At 71.4% G+C, this 15,331-nt stretch carries 16 protein-coding genes; 13 read left to right on the forward strand and 3 right to left on the reverse strand.

Going from position 1 to position 15,331, the window contains the following annotated elements; translation table 11 throughout:
* Positions 1-90 precede the first annotated feature (90 nt).
* From dcd to metG, 3 genes are all read left to right on the forward strand, one after another.
* Positions 91-717, forward strand: a complete 627-nt coding sequence (dcd, locus tag C463_RS01790) for a dCTP deaminase (protein WP_008440528.1) — start codon at positions 91-93, stop codon at positions 715-717.
* Positions 714-1,628, forward strand: a complete 915-nt coding sequence (locus C463_RS01795) for a thiamine-phosphate synthase family protein (RefSeq protein ID WP_008440533.1) — start codon at positions 714-716, stop codon at positions 1,626-1,628. The genes dcd and C463_RS01795 overlap by 4 nt, the downstream gene beginning before the upstream one ends.
* A 260-nt stretch (positions 1,629-1,888) precedes the next feature.
* The gene (gene metG, locus C463_RS01800) at positions 1,889-4,054 is read left to right on the forward strand and encodes a methionine--tRNA ligase (protein WP_008440535.1); all 2,166 of its coding nucleotides are present in this window, start codon (positions 1,889-1,891) and stop codon (positions 4,052-4,054) included.
* A 12-nt stretch (positions 4,055-4,066) separates the two neighbouring features.
* Here the strand turns inward: metG and C463_RS01805 are convergent, their stop codons facing one another.
* Together C463_RS01805 and C463_RS19885 are read right to left on the reverse strand one after the other, a co-directional pair.
* Positions 4,067-4,486: a VOC family protein gene (locus C463_RS01805; protein WP_008440536.1), complete on the reverse strand. Its 420-nt coding sequence runs from the start codon at positions 4,484-4,486 to the stop codon at positions 4,067-4,069.
* A gap of 39 nt (positions 4,487-4,525) precedes the next feature.
* Positions 4,526-4,651: a transporter gene (locus C463_RS19885; RefSeq protein WP_193365851.1), complete on the reverse strand. Its 126-nt coding sequence runs from the start codon at positions 4,649-4,651 to the stop codon at positions 4,526-4,528.
* A gap of 93 nt (positions 4,652-4,744) precedes the next feature.
* Between C463_RS19885 and C463_RS01815 the strand changes: the two genes are divergently transcribed.
* From C463_RS01815 to C463_RS01835, 5 genes are all read left to right on the forward strand, one after another.
* Positions 4,745-5,422 carry a 2,5-diamino-6-(ribosylamino)-4(3H)-pyrimidinone 5'-phosphate reductase gene (locus C463_RS01815; RefSeq protein WP_008440538.1) on the forward strand — a complete coding sequence of 226 codons (678 nt, stop codon included), beginning with the start codon at positions 4,745-4,747 and terminating at the stop codon, positions 5,420-5,422.
* A gap of 252 nt (positions 5,423-5,674) precedes the next feature.
* A complete protein-coding gene (locus C463_RS01820) occupies positions 5,675-6,598 on the forward strand; it encodes a coiled-coil protein (RefSeq protein ID WP_008440539.1) in 924 nt (307 codons plus the stop codon).
* Positions 6,599-6,737: 139 nt separating this feature from the next.
* Complete coding sequence (gene sppA, locus C463_RS01825; RefSeq protein ID WP_008440540.1) at positions 6,738-7,673, forward strand: signal peptide peptidase SppA; 936 nt, start codon at positions 6,738-6,740, stop codon at positions 7,671-7,673.
* Between the two features lie 85 nt (positions 7,674-7,758).
* A complete protein-coding gene (locus C463_RS01830) occupies positions 7,759-8,895 on the forward strand; it encodes a DUF373 family protein (protein ID WP_008440541.1) in 1,137 nt (378 codons plus the stop codon).
* Between the two features lie 80 nt (positions 8,896-8,975).
* Positions 8,976-9,800, forward strand: a complete 825-nt coding sequence (locus tag C463_RS01835) for a shikimate dehydrogenase (protein ID WP_008440543.1) — start codon at positions 8,976-8,978, stop codon at positions 9,798-9,800.
* Positions 9,801-10,113: 313 nt separating this feature from the next.
* Here the strand turns inward: C463_RS01835 and C463_RS01840 are convergent, their stop codons facing one another.
* The gene (locus C463_RS01840; RefSeq protein ID WP_008440565.1) at positions 10,114-10,572 is read right to left on the reverse strand and encodes a hypothetical protein; all 459 of its coding nucleotides are present in this window, start codon (positions 10,570-10,572) and stop codon (positions 10,114-10,116) included.
* 104 nt (positions 10,573-10,676) lie between these two features.
* Between C463_RS01840 and C463_RS01845 the strand changes: the two genes are divergently transcribed.
* From C463_RS01845 to C463_RS01865, 5 genes are all read left to right on the forward strand, one after another.
* The gene (locus tag C463_RS01845; RefSeq protein WP_008440566.1) at positions 10,677-11,282 is read left to right on the forward strand and encodes a helix-hairpin-helix domain-containing protein; all 606 of its coding nucleotides are present in this window, start codon (positions 10,677-10,679) and stop codon (positions 11,280-11,282) included.
* Between the two features lie 58 nt (positions 11,283-11,340).
* Positions 11,341-13,047 carry an anthranilate synthase component I family protein gene (locus tag C463_RS01850; RefSeq protein ID WP_008440568.1) on the forward strand — a complete coding sequence of 569 codons (1,707 nt, stop codon included), beginning with the start codon at positions 11,341-11,343 and terminating at the stop codon, positions 13,045-13,047.
* Entirely contained in the window at positions 13,044-13,688 is a 645-nt protein-coding gene (locus tag C463_RS01855) for an anthranilate synthase component II (RefSeq protein ID WP_008440570.1), read from the forward strand. Before C463_RS01850 ends, C463_RS01855 begins: the two co-directional genes overlap by 4 nt.
* Complete coding sequence (locus C463_RS01860; RefSeq protein WP_008440572.1) at positions 13,681-14,619, forward strand: aminotransferase class IV; 939 nt, start codon at positions 13,681-13,683, stop codon at positions 14,617-14,619. The genes C463_RS01855 and C463_RS01860 overlap by 8 nt, the downstream gene beginning before the upstream one ends.
* A gap of 75 nt (positions 14,620-14,694) precedes the next feature.
* Positions 14,695-15,315, forward strand: a complete 621-nt coding sequence (locus tag C463_RS01865; protein WP_008440574.1) for a DUF5789 family protein — start codon at positions 14,695-14,697, stop codon at positions 15,313-15,315.
* Positions 15,316-15,331 lie beyond the last annotated feature (16 nt).

The following is a 15,331-nucleotide window of genomic DNA, read 5'->3' on the forward strand; positions in this document are numbered from 1 at the left end:
GCTCCCAGAGCGATCTGCCGCGCTCCCGGTCCGAGCCCCCGCGACAGCGGATTCGGGAGTTTTTAAGCCGACGGCGCTCCCCCTCTCGGTATGATCCTCTCCGACGCCGACATCCTCGACCGGCTCGCCGAGGGCGACCTCGCGATCGAGCCGCTCGACGACATCGACCAGCAGGTGCAGCCCGCGAGCGTGGACCTCCGGCTCGGCGAGCGGTTCCTGGAGTTCCAGCGCACCAACATTCCCTGTATCCACCCGACCGACGCGGGCGAGGTGAGCGAGTACGTCACGGAGACGACCGTCGACGAGGGCGACGAGTTCATCCTCCACCCCGGCGACTTCGTCCTCGGGACGACCGTCGAGCGCGTCGCGATCCCGGACGACCTCGTCGCGCACGTCGAGGGGCGCTCTTCGCTCGGCCGGCTCGCGATCGTCGTCCACGCCACCGCGGGGCTTTGCGACCCCGGGTATGAGGGACAGATCACGCTCGAACTCTCGAACCTCGGCACCGCCCCCGTCGCGCTCTCGCCGGGCATGCGCGTCTCGCAGCTCACCTTCACGGAGCTGAAACGGCCCGCAGACCGCCCGTACGGGGCCGAGCGGGGCTCGAAGTATCAGGGACAAGACGGCCCGCAGGCGTCGCGGATCGGCGACGACCCCGAGTTCGACGGCGAGGGCGACGGCGAGGAGACGGGGCAGTCCGGGGGTGATCGCGAATGAGGTTCGTCGAGGAGGTCGTCGTCGACGAGTTCCTCCCGACCGTCCGCTCGATGCTCGCCGAGGACCTCCGCGACCGCGGGTTCACCCAGTCGGAGGTCGCTGACGCGCTCGGCATCTCGCAGTCGGCGGTCTCGAAGTACGCCGCGGGCGACGTGGCGAGACACGAGGCGATCGTCGGCGACGAGCGCGTGCGCGACCTCGTCGAGCGCGTCGGCGAGGGGCTCGCGAGCGGCGACCTCACGCCCGTGGCCGCGCTGATCGAGATCGAGGTGCTGATCCGCCAGCTGGAGGAGGGGGACCTGCTCGCCGACCTCCACGAGGAGGCCATGCCGGGGCTCGCGGACGCCGACGTGGAGTTCTCGGTCCACGACCCGGACAGCGGGCTCCGCGAGCGCGAGCGCGTCCTCACCTCGGTCCGACGGGGACTCCGGACCCTGACGAACGCCTCGGGCTTCGCGGGGCTCATCCCGAACGTCGGCGCGAACGTCGCCGAGTGTACCGCCGACGCCGTCACGGTCGACGACGTCGCCGCGGTCCCCGGTCGCCTCGTCGACGTGAAAGGGCGGGCGATGGTCCCCGGCGAGCCGGAGTTCGGCGTGAGCGAACACGTCGCGACGGTGTTGCTCGCGGCGCGCGAGGCGGGTGCGGACGTTCGGGGCGCGGTGAACCTCCGATACGACCCGGAGACGGTCGACGCGCTCGGCGAGTCCCACCCGACCGTCGAGTTCGACGCGGAGCGCGAGACGCGCGAGGCGGTCGTCGACGCGGTCCGGGAGGCCGACCGTCCGGCGGGCGACGAGGGGGAGACGCTCGTGGTGTACCAGACCGGCGCGGTCGGCGTCGAGCCGATCGTGTACGTCCTCGCGCCGACCGCCGCGGCGGCCGCGCAGATCGTCCGCGGGCTCCTGTGAGCCGCCCCCGGCCGACGCCTTTTAGACCGGACCGCGCGAATCGAGCGGCGTGACACGCGTCCGACGGCTCGGGATGCGGATGCGCTCCTTTTAGCGGCGGGCGGACCCGTCGCGGCGTCGCCGACCGGTAACGCGGTCGGCGGCGGCGCGGCGGCGAATCCCGCCGCCCTTTCGCAGCGTCCGGACCGTCGACCCGGCCGCGACGGCCCCGAACCAGCGGGCTTTAGACCCGATCGACCGACACACGACATACACACCACATGAGCCACGACGACTTCCCCACGGCCGACCCGGCGGTGGTGACCTGTGGACTGCCGTACGCCAACGGCGACCTCCACATCGGTCACCTCCGCACGTACGTCGGCGGCGACGTGTACAGCCGCGCGCTCGACCGACTCGGGCAGGAGACCGCGTTCGTCTCCGGCTCCGACATGCACGGCACGCCGGTCGCGGTCAACGCCGAGCAGGAGGGCGTCTCCCCCGAGGCGTTCGCGCTCGACTGGCACGAGCGCTACGCGGCGACGTTCCCGAAGTTCAACGTCGAGTTCGACAACTACGGCCACACCCACGACGAGACGAACACGGCGGTGACCCAGGAGCTCGTCCGTGACCTCGACGAGGCGGGCCACCTCTACGAGAAGGAGATCATGGTCGCGTACGACCCCGTCGACGACCAGTACCTCCCCGACCGCTACGTCGAGGGGACCTGCCCGTACTGCGGCGCGCACGCCCGCGGCGACGAGTGCGACGAGGGGTGTCAGCGCCACCTCGAACCCGGCGAGGTCGAGGATCCGGAGTCGACGATCACCGGCAACCCCGCGGAGTACCGCGAGCGCACCCACAAGTTCTTCGCGGTCTCCGAGTTCGCCGACTACCTCTCCGAGTTCCTCGACCGGCTCGAAGGCACCTCGAACGCCCGGAACCAGCCCCGCGAGTGGATCGAGCAGGGGCTCCAGGACTGGTGTATCACCCGTGACATGGACTGGGGGATCGACATGCCCGGCGGCGAGGCGACGGAGTCGCTTCGGGAAGGCGGCGAAGCCGCCGAAGACGACCTCGTCCTCTACGTCTGGGTCGACGCACCGATCGAGTACATCGCCTCGACGAAGCAGTACTCCGAGCGCGTCGGCGCCGACGCCTTCGACTGGGAGGCCGCCTGGAAGGAGGGCGCGAGCGACGACCACCTCGAGGGCGGCGAGATCGTCCACGTGATCGGCCGCGACATCATCCAGCACCACACGATATTCTGGCCCGCGATGCTGGAGGCGACCGACCACGCGGAGCCGCGAGCGGTGATGGCGAGCGGCTTCGTCACCCTCGACGGCAAGGGGTTCTCGACGAGCCGCGACCGCGCGGTCTGGGCCGACGAGTACCTCGACGAGGGGTTCCACCCCGACCCGCTGCGCTACTACCTCGCCACCAACGGCGGGTTCCAACAGGACGTGGACTTCTCGTGGGAGAAGTTCGCCGAGCGCGTCAACACCGAGCTGGTGGGGACCGTCGGCAACTTCCTCTACCGCTCGCTGCTCTTCGCGCACCGCAACTACGAGGGCGGCCCCGACGCCGACGCCCCGAGCGACGAGGTCGCGGCCCGGATCGACGAGGCGGTCGAGGAGTTCGCGGCCGCGGTCAACGACTACTCCGTCCGCGCGCTCGGCGACGCGGTCACCGACCTCGCGCGCTACGGGAACGAGTACATCCAGCGCAACGAGCCGTGGAAGCTCGTCGACGAGGAGCCCGCCGAGGCCGAACGGGTCATCTACGACTGCGTCGCGCTCGCGAAGGCGATCGCGGTCCTCTTCGAGCCGCTGGCCCCCGAGAAGAGCGAACGACTCTGGGAGCAGCTCGGCGAGCCCGGCTCCGTCCACGACGTCACCGTCGAGGCCGCCAGCGAGGGCCCCGCCGGCGACCTGAGCGAGCCGACGGAGCTGTTCGAACAGGTCGAAGACGAGCGCGTCGAGGCGCTCAACGAGAAGCTCGAAGCCCGCGTCGCCGAGTCGAAGAGCGACGACGGCGACGAGTCCGAGGCCGACGACGGCGATGAGAACGACGACGACGCGGAATCCACCGACGACACCGACATGACCGACATCGAACCCCTCAGCGACGACCGCATTAGCTTCGACGACTTTCAGGAACTGGACATCCGCGTCGGGCGGATCGAGGAGGCCGACGGGATCGAGGGCGCCGACGACCTCGTGAAACTCACCGTCGATCTGGGCGCGGAGACCCGGACGATCGTCGCGGGGCTGAAACAGCTCCACGACGTCGACGACCTCCCCGACACGAAGGTGATCGTGCTCGCGAACATGGAGAAGGCGGAGCTGTTCGGCGTCGAGTCCAACGGGATGGTCCTCGCGGCGGGCGAGGACGCCGACCTCCTCACGACCTACGAGGACGCCGGGCCGGGCACGAAGGTGAAGTGAGCCGCCGACGCCTCAGGCGTCCAGCACCTCGATCAGATTCCCCTCCGGATCCCTGACGAAGCAGATCGTCGTCCCGCTCGACGTGGTTCGGGGCGGCGAGAGCGTCTCCACGTCGTCGGCGAGGTCGGCGTAGAACTCCTCCACGTCGTCGACGGAGAGGCCGAGGTGGGTCGCGCCGGGGCGGTTCAGCTCGGGGTCACCGTTCTCCTCACCCGCCGGCTCGTACGCGACGAGTTCGACGAGCGAGCCGCCGGCGTCGAGGTGGGCGAACTCGGCCGCGGCGGCGTCGACGTCGACCGCCTCGGCGAAGGCGTCGCCGCCGACGGAGAACTCGGCGACGACGTCGAGGTCGAACGTCTCCGCGTAGAACTCGACGGCGCGGTCGAGGTCGGTGACGGTGACGCCAACGTGGTGTGCGGTTGGATCGGACACGGATAGGCGCTCGGCCGGCGACGGGGAAACCGTGTCGGGTCAGAGCCCGAACAGACGAGCGACGAGCCCGGCGAGGACGAGCAACGCGCCGAGGACGAACGTCCCCGGGATCGGCAGGACGAACACGAGCGCGCCGACCAATATCACGAGCGTCGAGGCTCTCATCGGACCCGTTTCGGCGTCGCGTCCGATATGTCTTCGGACGAGCGGCGTCCCCGCGACCGAAACGACCATTCCGCCTCCGGACCACGCTCGCGTATGTACGTGGTCGTCAACGCGGCCCAGAGCGTCGACGGGAAGCTCGCCACCCGCCGCCGGGAACAGCTCCGGATCTCCGGGCCCGAGGACTTCGACCGGGTCGACCGAGTCAGGGCGGCCGCAGACGCCGTACTCGTCGGGGTCGGGACCGTCCTCGCGGACGACCCGCACCTCACGCTCGACGAGGAGGACCGTCGGGTCGAGCGCCTGCGGAACGGCCGCCCGGGCGACCCCGCGCGCGTCGTGGTCGACTCCACCGGCCGGACCCCGACCGACGCCCGAATTCTCGACGACGCGGCGACGACGTACCTGCTCGTCTCGGCCGCGACCGACCGGGAGCGCCGGGAGACGCTCGCCGACGCCGGCGCGGAGGTGATCGTGGCCGGCGAGGATCGCGTCGATGTCGCCGAGGGGCTCGACAAGCTCGCCGACCGCGGCGTCGACCGCCTGATGGTGGAGGGCGGCGGCGAGGTGATCTTCTCCTGTTTCGCGGCCGGCGTCGTCGACGAGCTCCACGTCTACGTCGGCTCGCTCGTGATCGGCGGCCGCGACGCGCCCACGCTGGCGGACGGCGCCGGATTCACCGAGGAGTTCCCCGACTTGACGCTCACGGACACGGCGGCGTTCGACGACGGGGTCGTCCTCTCGTACGCGGTCGCGGCCGACGGCGAGCAGTGAGTCGGTCCGGGTGTGCCCCGGTCGGGGCGTGTGAACGGTAACCACGAAATCCCGCGGTACACGCCCCGTGCCACCGGTGTACACGAAAACCACCGAAGTATTTATGTATCGTCCGGGGGTAGTTGCGGGTACCAGAACGCCTCTGGCGCTGGTGGAATCGCACGCTGAAATGAACGGGAGTTCTTGCAGACGGCCCGACGCACCACAGCGAGCGTCCGCTATCGCCGGAGCGGTGATGGAGAGAGATAACAAATGGTAACGAAAGAAGAAGTCATCGAGCAGTACGACGTGGAACCGATGGACGAGGCGGACAACGTGGACCTTTCTGAGGACGACCTGGAGAACGGCTCCAAGGGCCAGCTCATCAAACGCGCCGGACAGCTGCGAGACCGACGCAACGAGCTGAACCAGATGGCGTCCGAACGCGCCTCCAAGCGCGACGACCTCAACGCGAAGACGCGCGAGAAGGTCGACGAGGCCCAGGAACACCGCGAGCAGCGCGACGAGCTCAACGAGCAGGTCCAGGAACACAAGGACAAGCGCAACGAGCTCAACGCCGATGCCAACGAGCTGTTCGACGAGGTCGAGGAGCTCAAACAGGACCTCGAACTCGGCTCCGGGAAGTCCATCGAGGAGCTCGAAGAGGAGATCGAGGACCTCGAGTTCCGCCAGCAGACCGAGGTGCTCGACGCGGAGGACGAGCGCGAGCTGATCGAGAAGATCGACGACAAACGCGAGAAGCTCGCCGAGAAGAAGGAGAAGGTCGACGACACGAGCGAGCTCGACGAGCTCGTCGAGGAGGCCGAGGAGGTCCGATCCGAGGCGTCCCAGCACCACCAGAAGGTGACGGAGCTCGCGGACAAGGCCCAGGAACACCACAACCAGATGATCGAGGCCTACCGCGAGGCCGACGACATCCGCGACGAGGCCGACGAGATGCACGAGCTGTTCGTCGAGGCGCAGGAGGCGGCCGACCGCCACCACGAGGACTTCGTCCGCGTCCAGAAGCGCCTGCGCGAGCTCGACAAGAAGGAGGAAGAGGAGCGGCAGGACGAGCGCGCCGAGAAGCGCGAAGAGGAGAAGGAAGAGGCCGAGGAGATCTATCAGAAGTTCAAGGAGGGCGAGACGCTCGACACCGAGGACCTGATGAAGCTCCAGAAGACCGGCCTCCTGTAAGCCGGCACCCCGCTCGGTTCCGACGCGGTTTTCTGCGGTTTTTCGCGCCCGACAGCGCCGCGCTCGCGCCGTGCGAGCGGCGGCGCCGACCGGCGGCGCCGGCCACGGCTTATAAACGCGTGCGACGCCAACCGTCGGTATGGACGACGCGCCGGCGAACGGACGGAAGGGGTTGCTCGCGGCCGCCGCGGTGGGCGCGGCGACGACAATCGCGGGCCGCGCGGCACTCGCGCGGCTCACCCGCGGGCGGTTCGGTGACGCCGACGAGTACAACGTCGGAAAGGTGACCGTGTCGGGACCGATCCGGCGGACGCAGGGGCGACCCTCGCCGCTGTCGGGCCCGGGCGGGGCGACCGCCGACGACGTGGTCGAGCAGATCGAGGCGGCCGACGAGGACGAGGACGTCGAGGCGCTGCTCGTCGAGCTCAACACGCCGGGCGGCGAGGTCGTCCCGAGCGACGACATCCGCCGGGCCGCCGCCGACTTCGACGGGCCGACGGTGGCGTACGCGACCGACACCTGCGCCTCCGGGGGGTACTGGATCGCGAGCGGCTGCGACGAGCTGTGGGCGCGCGAGGCGAGCCTCGTCGGCTCCATCGGGGTCGTGGGGTCCCGCCCGAACGCGAAGGGGCTCGCGGACAAGCTCGGCATCTCCTACGAGCAGTTCACGGCCGGCGAGTACAAGGACGCCGGCGTCCCGCTGAAGGAGATCGAGAAGGACGAACGGGAGTACCTTCAGGGGATCATCGACGGCTACTACGAGCAGTTCGTCGAGACCGTAAGCGAGGGCCGCGACATGGACCCCGAGGCGGTCCGCGAGACCGAGGCGCGGGTGTACCTCGGCGACGACGCCGCCGAGATGGGGCTCGTCGACGAGCTGGGAACCGAGGCCGACGTCGAGGACCGGCTCGCGGAGCTGATCGGCGCCGAGCCCGAAGTCCGGGAGTTCACCCCGGAGCGCGGGCTGGCGGAGCGGCTCGGCATCGGCGCCGAGCGCGTCGCGTTCGCCGCGGGGAGCGGCGTCGCGGGCGTGTTCGCCGACGACGGCGGCGACCTCGACGTGGAACTGCGATAGCGGGCGGCGCGGGGCCGAGACGGGCGAGTCGATCGCCGACCGCCGACGGGGAGGATTTTTGTCCGGTCGCGGTGTGGGTCGACACGTGACGACGCTGGTCATCTGCGTCGACCGATCGGGGGCGATCGGCCGCGCCACCAACGTCCCGATGCCGGTCGCCGGCTGGGAGGCCGTCCGCTCTTTGATCACGGACGCCGGGCTGGACGACCCCGAGGACGCCAGCGTAAACTGCCTGCTGGAGTCGCTGCGTGTCGCGCGCGACCTCAGGGACGAGCGCGAGGAGTCGGTGGTGGCGGTCGTCTCCGCCGAGAGCGACACCGCCGTCGGCGCCGACCGGTCGATCGCGGCCCAGCTCGACGACCTCGTGGAGCGGTACGATCCGCGGGCCGCGATCGTCGTCGTCGACTCCGCCCAGGACGAGCGCGTCCTCCCGGTCGTCGAGTCGCGGATCCCCGTCGACTCCGTCGACCGCGTCGTGGTCCGGCAGGCCCGCGACATCGAGTCCACCTACTACCTGCTCAAGCAGTTCCTCGCCGACGAGCAGCTGCGGTCGACGGTGCTGGTCCCCATCGGCGTCGCGCTGCTGTTGCTCCCCGTGCTGTTCTACCGGTTCTCCGCCGGCGAGGCGATCGCCGGGGTCGCCGGTCTCCTCGGCGCCGCGCTGCTGTACAAGGGGCTCGCGATCGACCGGCTCGTGGCGGGGCTCCCGGAGCGGGTCCGCGAGGCGCTGTACGCCGGGCAGGTGTCGGTCGTGACGTACGTCGTCGCCGGCGGGCTCGCGCTCGTCGGCGGCTTCTTCGGCTTCCTCGCCGCCTCGGAGTTGGGCCCCGGCTCCCCCCGGCTCGTCGAGGCCGTGGAGTTCACTTACGCCGCGGTCCCGTGGTTCGCGGTCGCCGGCGTGACCGCGGCCGTGGGGCGACTGCTCGACGAGCTGATCCGCGACGAGGGGATCCGGACGCCGTACCTCAACCTCCCGTTCGTCATCGCCGCGGTCGCCCTCGTCGTCCGCGGCTTCGCGGGCTACTTCCTCGCGCAGGAGGCGATCCACGAGCCGCTGTCGATGTACGGGATGACGATGACCCCGGTCCAGCAGCTCGCCGCGTTCATCGTCGGCGGCATCGTCGTCTCGCTCGTCGGGGTCAAGGTCGCCAGCGACGTCGGCACGGAGACCCTCGAAGACGTCATCGACGCGGAGCGGGACGCCGAGGGGCAGCGGGAGTGAGGAACGACCCGACGGCCCCGCCCGGCCGCGTGCGCCGGCCGACCGACCGCCTTTTGTCGGTCGCGGCCGCGTGAGCGGGCATGGACGTGTACGGACTGATCGGGAACCCGGTCGGCCACTCGCTGTCGCCGCCGATGCACGAGGCGGGCTACGAGGCGCTCGGCCTCGACGCGCGGTACGTGACCTTCGAGCCGGACGCGGACGCCGCGGCCGCGGCGGTCGCGGGCGCCGCCGACCTCGGCGTCGCGGGGCTCAACGTGACGGTGCCGTTCAAGCGGGACGCGCTGCGCGCGGTCGACCCCGCGCCGCTCGCGGAACGCATCGGCGCGGTGAACACGGTCGATTACGCCCCGGTCCGGACCGGCGAGGCCGACCGGCCCCGCGGCCACAACACCGACGCGGCGGGAGTGACGCGAGCGCTCGCGCACCACGACGTGCGGATCGACGGCCGCGACGCGCTCGTGGTGGGCGCGGGCGGCGCGGGGCGGGCGGCGGCGTTCGCGCTGGCCGACGCGGGCGCGACGGTTCACGTCGCGAACCGCACCGCGGAGCGCGCGGTCGAACTCGCCGAGGACGTGCCGGACGCGACCGGCGGCGGCCTCGACGACCTCGGCGAGCGCGTCGCCGTCGCCGACCTGCTCGTCAACGGGACGAGCGTGGGGATGGAGTCCCCCGACGAAACGCCAGTCCCCGCGGACCACCTCCACGGCGACCTCGCGGTGCTCGACGCGGTGTACGCGCCGATCGAGACCCGCCTGCTGCGCGAGGCCGCCGCCGCGGGCGCGACTACCGTCGACGGCGCGTGGATGCTGCTGTATCAGGGGGTCGAGGCGTTCGAGATATGGACCGGCGAGGACGCGCCGGTCGAGGCGATGAACGCGGCGCTGCGGGCGGAACTAGAGTAACGCGGCGATCTTAGTTCTAAACGAACGCTTCGGTGGCGCGCCGGTGAGCGGCCGCCACCGGCGGCCGCGAACCGCCCGCGAGGGAGNGGCAGTCGTGAGGCGGGCGCAGGCGACGTAAGCACCGCAACGAGGGAGCGGTAGCGACCAAGTGAGGAGCGCAGCGAGCGTGCGCCCGCCTCGCGGCTGGGGCGTTGGCGGTGTTCGTCGTCGGTCTGCGATCTACACCATCTAAGCGAGCGACTGGGTAGTTAAACCCGTTCACGGCGCCGTCGACGGTACCCTGAAAATGAAAAACTCCTCGACCCGAGTATCGCTAAAACAGCCCCGGGCTGGCGAGCAGCCCGGCCGTGACGATGAGCCCGACCGCGACCGCGGACGCGCCGTAGAGGAACGGCTTGGCGTCGCGGGCGGGCTCGCGGAGCTTGTCGGCGTCGAGGCCGTCGGACAGCTTCGAGCCCCCGACCTCGACGAGCCCGGTGCCGACGAACCAGAGCCCGAGCATCGTCAGTACGAGGTGGCCGCGGGGCGTACCCGTCAGCGCCTCGAACGTGTACAGCGTGCCCGCCATGTGGCCGCCGGTGGCGACGAACGCGACCGCGCCGATCCGCGTGATCCAGCGCAGGCGGCCGACGATCGAACCGAGCGCCGTGGTCCCGATGTCGCCGCGGAGGGCGGGCGGGAGGACCGCGAGGGTGACGAACAGCACGCTGCCGACCCAGAGGACGGCGAAGCCGACGTGGACCGACCACATGACCGGATTGAGGGCGTTCATACCGACGGCACGGCCCGGTCCCACTTATAAACCGGCGAGACAGGCGCGGCGGTTGGTTGCGACGGAGAGGGTTTTTAAATATCTCGCACGTGTAGCCGCCGGCAATGGCGCTACTTCAGAAGCTCAAGGAGAAGCTCGGGTTCGGGAGCGGGTCGGGGGAACGGGAGTCCGGCGAGACGGAAGTGACGGTCGAGCGCGAGTCGGAACCGGCGGCAGACGCGTCCGCGGCCGACGAGAATCCGACCGACGACGCCGGGGCGACCGATCCGGTCGACGCGGCCGAAGCGGAATCGGCGGAGGACGCGGAGTCGGCTGAGGAAGTCGAGTCGGCGGAAAGCGAGGTCGAAGCCGACGAGAGCTCCGAGGTTGAAGCCGACGAGACCGACGACGAAGCGGCCGCAGCCGACACGGAGGCCGCCGCCTCGACCGAGTCGCTCGTCGACGACGAGGGCGGGGAAGTCGACGAGGCGGCCGAGCAGGCGGAGGCCGCGGCGGGCGAGGCGGACGCCGTCGCGGTCGACGACGACGACCGCGGCCCGAGCGTCGAGGAGATCAAGGGGATCGGCCCGGCGTACGCCGAGCGCCTCGCGGAGATCGGCATCGAAACGGTCGACGACCTCGCCGGCGCGGACGCCGCCGCGGTGGCCGAGGGGACGAGCGTCGGCGAGAAGCGCGCCGCGACGTGGATCGACCGCGCGAGCGAGTTCTGAGGGCGGGCCGAGGTCGGGCGACCGCAACTGTTTCGTCGCCCCCGCCGAACGGAGTCCCATGGGGCGAACGGTACACACCGACCGGGAGCGGTTCTGCGCGGTCGCGGCCACGGCGCCGGACGGCGCGCGGGTCCCGGTCGAAGTCCGGGTCGCCGTCGACGACCCCTTCGCGGCCTACCGTCGGGCGCGCGACGGCCCAGGCGGCGTCTTCTACGAGACGACCGGCGGCCAGTCCGGGTGGGGCTACTTCGGCGTCGACCCGGTCGAGCGACTGACCGTCTCCGGCGAGGCGGTCGTCGCCGGCGCGGGCGGCGATCCGAGCGGAGCGGAGCGGGGCGAAGCAGCGGACCCGGCGGGCGACTACCGGCGCCCGTCGCCGTCGCTCGCGGCGCTGGAAGGGATCTTGGACGGCGAGACGCTGGCGCGCGGCGACTGCGAGGTGCCGTACCCGTGCGGCGCGTTCGGCTGGCTCTCCTACGACGCCGCCCGCGAACTCGAAGAGTTCCCGGCGGCGGCGCCCGACGGCCCGGGGGCGGCCGACGACCGCGGGCTCCCGCGGCTTCAGGCCGCGCTCTTCGACCGGGTCGCGGCGTGGGAGTGTCCGGTTGACGACGAAGACGGCGGTTCCGAGTCGGTGACGCTCCGAGTCACCGCTTGCCCGCGCGTCCCCGAGGGACTCGACGACCCCGAGGCCGACCGCGACGCGCTCGACGCGCTGTTCGACGAGGGACGAGCGCGAGCGGCGGACCTCATCGATCGAATCGAGGCCGGCGACCCGGCCTCGGGACCGGCGCCCGATCCGACCGCCGAGAACGCGACCTTCGAGAGCGACGTGGGCCGCGAGGGGTACGCCGACGCGGTCCGCCGGGTCAAGGAGTACGTCCGCGAGGGCGACACGTTCCAGGCGAACGTCTCCCAGCGGCTGACCGCGCCGGCCGCGGTCCACCCGGTCGATGCGTACGACGCCCTCCGCGCGGTGAACCCGGCCCCGTACTCCGGACTGATCGAGCTCGGCGGCACCGGCGGCGCCGGAGAGACCGAAACCGACCGCCCGACCGGCGTCGACCTCGTGAGCGCGAGCCCGGAGCTCCTCCTCGAGCGCGAACCGACCGCCGACCCCGAGCGCGGCGCGCGCCTCGTCACGGAGCCCATCGCGGGGACGCGCCCGCGGGGAGACACGGCGGCGGCCGACGCCGAACTGGAGACCGAACTCACCGGCGACGAGAAGGAGCGCGCCGAACACGCGATGTTGGTCGACCTGGAGCGCAACGACCTCGGGAAGGTGTCGCGGTTCGGCACGGTCGAGGTGAGCGAGTACCGCCGCGTCGACCGTTACAGCGAGGTGATGCACCTCGTGAGCCTGATCGAAGGGGAGGCCCGCCCGGACGCCGGATTCGCGGACGCAGTCGGCGCCTGCTTCCCCGGCGGGACCATCACGGGCGCCCCGAAACCCCGCACGATGGAGATCATCGACGAGCTGGAGCCGACCCGCCGCGGGCCGTACACGGGGTCGATGTTCGCGGCCGGGTTCGACGGCCGCGCGACGCTGAACATCGTCATTCGGACCCTCGTGCGCCACGCCGCCGAGTACCACCTCCGAGTCGGGGCGGGCATCGTCCACGACTCCGACCCAGACGCCGAGTACGAGGAGACGCTCGCGAAGGCGCGCGCCCTCGTGAGCGCGGTCGACGAGGCGCTCGCCGCCGGCGGGATGGCGGTCGGAGAAACAGGCGAGGGAGCGCCGGAGGAGGCGGTCGAGCGATGACGGGGGCCGGTGCCGAGATGGAGGGGACGGACGGCTGGCGCCCCGGCGCGGGCGAGGCCGACGTGCGGGTCCTCGTCGTCGACAACTACGACTCGTTCGCGTACAACCTCGTCCAGTACGTCGGCGAGGTCGCCGGCGCGGTGACGGTCCGGCGCAACGACGCGGTCGACCTCGCCGGCGTCCGCGCGCTCGACCCGGACGGCGTCGTCGTCTCGCCGGGTCCGGGCACCCCCGCGGAGGCCGGAATCTCGACCGCGCTCTTCGACCTCGACCGGCCCGTATTCGGCGTCTGTCTCGGTCACCAGGCGCTGTGCGCGAGCCGCGGCAGCCGGGTCGGCCACGCGCCCGACGTGGTCCACGGGAAGCCCTCGACGATCACCCACGACGGCGAGGGCGTCTTCGCCGGCCTCCCCGACCGGCTCCGAGTCGGGCGGTACCACTCGCTGTGCGTCGAGCGCGAGGACCTTCCGGAGGAACTCGTCGAGACCGCCCGCACCGAGGACGAGCGCGAGGTCGTGATGGGCGTGCGCCACCGCGAGAAGCCGCACGTCGGCGTCCAGTTCCACCCGGAGAGCATCCTCACGCCCCGCGGGAAGCGAATGGTTCGGAACTTCGTGGAGGTGTGCGAAGACCATGAGTGACGACGCCGACCGCTCGGCGGCGACCGGCGACGCCGAGCGCCTGTACCACGTCGACGGCGACCTCGTCCCGGCCGCGGAGGCGACAGTTTCGGTGGAGGACCGCGGGTTCGCCTACGGCGACGCCGCCTTCGAGACGATGCGCGCCTACGGCGGCGACGTCTTCCGGTGGGGTGCGCACGCGGACCGGCTCGCCGACACCTGCGAGACGCTCGGGCTCGACCACGGGATCGCCGACGCGGAGCTGAAACGCCGGGTCGACGAGACGCTCGCCGCGAACGACCTCGCGGACGCCTACCTCAAGCTCTCGATCACCCGGGGCGTCCAGCCCGGCACGCTCGACCCGAAACCGGCGGTCGACCCGACCGTCGTCGTCATCGCGAAGCCGCTCCCGCGTGGCGGCGTCGAGACCGACCCGGTCCACGACGGGCCGGCCGCGCTCCAGACGACGAAGACGCGCAAGCCCGCCGACCGCGCGCTCCCGGCCGCGGCGAAGACGCACAACTACCTCAACGGGATCCTCGCCCGGCTCGAACTCCGGGTCACCGGCGCCGACGAGGCGCTCATGCTCGACCCCGACGGCCACGTCGCCGAGGGCGCGACCTCGAACCTCTTCTTCGTCGACGGGACGGCCCTCAAGACCCCGTCGCTCGACGGGCCGATCCTCCCCGGGGTCACCAGAGCGACCGTGATCGATATCGCGGAGTCGGAGGGGATCCCGGTCGAGGAGGGGACGTACGCGCCGGACGCGGTCCGCGAGGCCGACGAGGCCTTCCTCACGAACTCGACGTGGGAGGTCCGCCCGGTGGCGACCGTCGACGGCATCGCGCTCGACGGCGACGGGGAGGGGGCCACCGGGCCGCTCACGACCCTCCTCTCGCGGGTGTTCGACCGGCGGATCGAGGAGCGCCACTACGACGGCGAGCGGCTGTAGCCGCGGACTATCGGCCGTGCGAGCGAATGATGGTTTCGCCCACAGCGTTATCACATCAGGTATCCTAAACGATGGATGACAGACGATAAAGACGGGCGAGAGAAGCAGGCGGCGGACGAGGACCGGCGTCAGCGCGAGCGCGACGTCGACGCGGAACTGGAGCGCGGCGACGAGGCCGAACCGCCGGCCGAGGGGGCCGAACCGCCGGTCGACGAGGCGGCCGTCGAGGCCCTCGAATCGGCGCTCGAACCCCTGACGTTTCCGGCGACCGGGCGGGAGATCATCTCTGCGGTCGGCGACCGCGAACTCGAATCACCGGCCCGCGTGTACACCGTCGCCGACCTGGTCCCCGACGCCGACATGGAGGCGTTCGACGCGCCGGCGGCGGTCCGGGAGCGCGTCCGGCGGCCGGCCGTCGCGGCCGCGATGAAGCGGGTCGTCGAGGCGGCCGCCGAACTCGAAAACGTCGACTTCGGCCGGTCGCAACACGAGGCGTTCGAGCGGACGTTCCGAGCGCTGAGCGACGTCGACGAGCGCGACGACGAGTCGGGCGTCCGCGCCGTCGCGGACTGGGTCGTCGACCTGATCGCGGAGACGAAATCGGTTCCGGGGTCGCGGGCGGTTCGCCGCGAGGCGGCGAGCTACTGCCGAGAGCGCGGCTACGAGATCCGCGACGACGAGTGGCTCGGCGTGTGAAAAGGTCGGTATTGAC

The organism is Halorubrum californiense DSM 19288 (assembly GCF_000336875.1).
GTDB classification, from domain to species: domain Archaea; phylum Halobacteriota; class Halobacteria; order Halobacteriales; family Haloferacaceae; genus Halorubrum; species Halorubrum californiense.